This window comes from bacterium, assembly GCA_040755795.1.
GTDB lineage: Bacteria > UBA9089 > CG2-30-40-21 > CG2-30-40-21 > SBAY01 > JBFLXS01.
On the sequence record JBFLXS010000651.1, the window covers coordinates 1 to 1,549 of the forward strand.

A 1,549-nucleotide genomic window follows, 5' to 3' on the forward strand; every position below is an offset into this window, starting at 1 on the left:
TGGAGTAAAAGTAAGAGTTCTATTATTATTACTCCAACTAAACTCTCCTTGAATATCAGGGTAGATACTAAAAGCGTTCTCAACAGAAGTTATGTCCATTGGCTTACTGAAGTTTATTACAATATTTTCATCTGTTCCTACACCTGTAGCTTCATTATCTGGAGTACTCGTAGTTACACGAGCATCCGGAATATGATAAAAATGAGCTATTGTCCAAATAATTTGGAAAACCATAATTCCAACGAATGTGTTCACGATGGTTAGTATGTGCATCAACGATACAACTATTACCACTTCCTCCAACTACTATCACTGCATGTTCATACGAATCATTTGGATTATGCCCACCAAAGATAATTACATCACCAGAAGTTAAATTATCAGGTGGTGAACCACTATTACTTATAGAGCTGTATTCAGCATATTGGCTATTGACAAGATGTTGATCTAAATGTTCACACCTGATAATAGTAGCATATACCCACTGATTATTAATATGTCTTTCTCCATAGACTCCAGGCCCATCACTCAAATCAAGCCCTCCTTCAATTAAACACTGAGAAACAAAATTGGCACAATCTCCACCTACAGAATTATAATTTTTGTAATATGAATCTGGATCATGATTGGGATTATCCTCCACATTATAATCACTATCATTATTCGGTTGCCCACAATAATTACCTCCATAAGTAGCTACATCACTTCGACTAAAAGATAACACCTCAGTAACACTCATTAGATAACAAACAAAGAAAGTTATAAGTATAAAATGTATCCTTTTCATTTTTGACTCCCTTCAATTCCTAATCTCTTCAATATCCTATTGGCTATATATTGGATATTTTTGTCTTCATCTTTACTTAACTCTTTTATTACTGATATAGCCTTATCATTACCAATTTTTTCTAATCCCCTTAATGCTTCATAACGAATTCCTTTTTTTGCTTTCTCTATATTTTTTTTCAAATTTTCCTCTGTAAAATCTCCATATCCCCATAAGTCGATACTCCACTTATCCATATTCTCTCCTTTCGCAAGACTAATTAACACAGGTAATGACTTTGTCTTCTCTCCCATTTCAGCTAATACTCTAGCTACTTTCGCACGTACTAATACATCTCTATCTTCTAATGCTTCTATTAGTGCTGGGATAGCTGATTTATCTCCAATCATTTCCAAAGCAGAAGCGGCATAAGATCGATCACCACCTACTTCGTAATTCCTTAATACTTCTATTAATATTGGTATGCCTTGTGGGTCCCTCGTTTGTCCTAAATCATAAATTGCCTGTCCTAACCATAATGCTTTGGTTTTCATCCCTTCCTTTATCTCTTTAATAATTTTAGGAGCGGCGAGAATATCTACTTTGTCTTCTATTAACCATAAGCTGAACTCTACCTTTTTTTCTACTTCTTCTGTTGATAATCCTTCTCTTTTATATTCTTCTCTCAATTTTTCTCTTATTTCTGCTCGTCTTTTTTCTAATGCCTTTTGTCTATCTACTATTTTACTTTCATTTTTTTCTTGTTTCTTTTGAGTTATTTCT

Annotated in this window: 3 protein-coding genes; all 3 read right to left on the minus strand. The window is 33.8% G+C overall.

The genetic code is table 11. The features are described 5' to 3' along the window. Window positions 1-273, minus strand: a 273-nt coding sequence (locus AB1414_20625) for an Ig-like domain-containing protein (GenBank protein MEW6609815.1), incomplete at its 3' end; no start/stop codon positions are given. Continuing rightward, a complete protein-coding gene (locus tag AB1414_20630) occupies window positions 155-787 on the minus strand; it encodes an amidase domain-containing protein (protein MEW6609816.1) in 633 nt (210 codons plus the stop codon). The genes AB1414_20625 and AB1414_20630, both read right to left, overlap by 119 nt. Further along, window positions 784-1,549 (minus strand): HEAT repeat domain-containing protein (locus tag AB1414_20635; protein ID MEW6609817.1); only part of this gene is annotated, 766 nt, incomplete at its 5' end. The genes AB1414_20630 and AB1414_20635, both read right to left, overlap by 4 nt.

What these genes read in the sequence shown, in the direction of transcription:
- AB1414_20630 (MEW6609816.1), bottom strand. Translation starts at nt 787, where the DNA reads ATGAAAAGGATACATTTTATACTTATAACTTTCTTTGTTTGTTATCTA.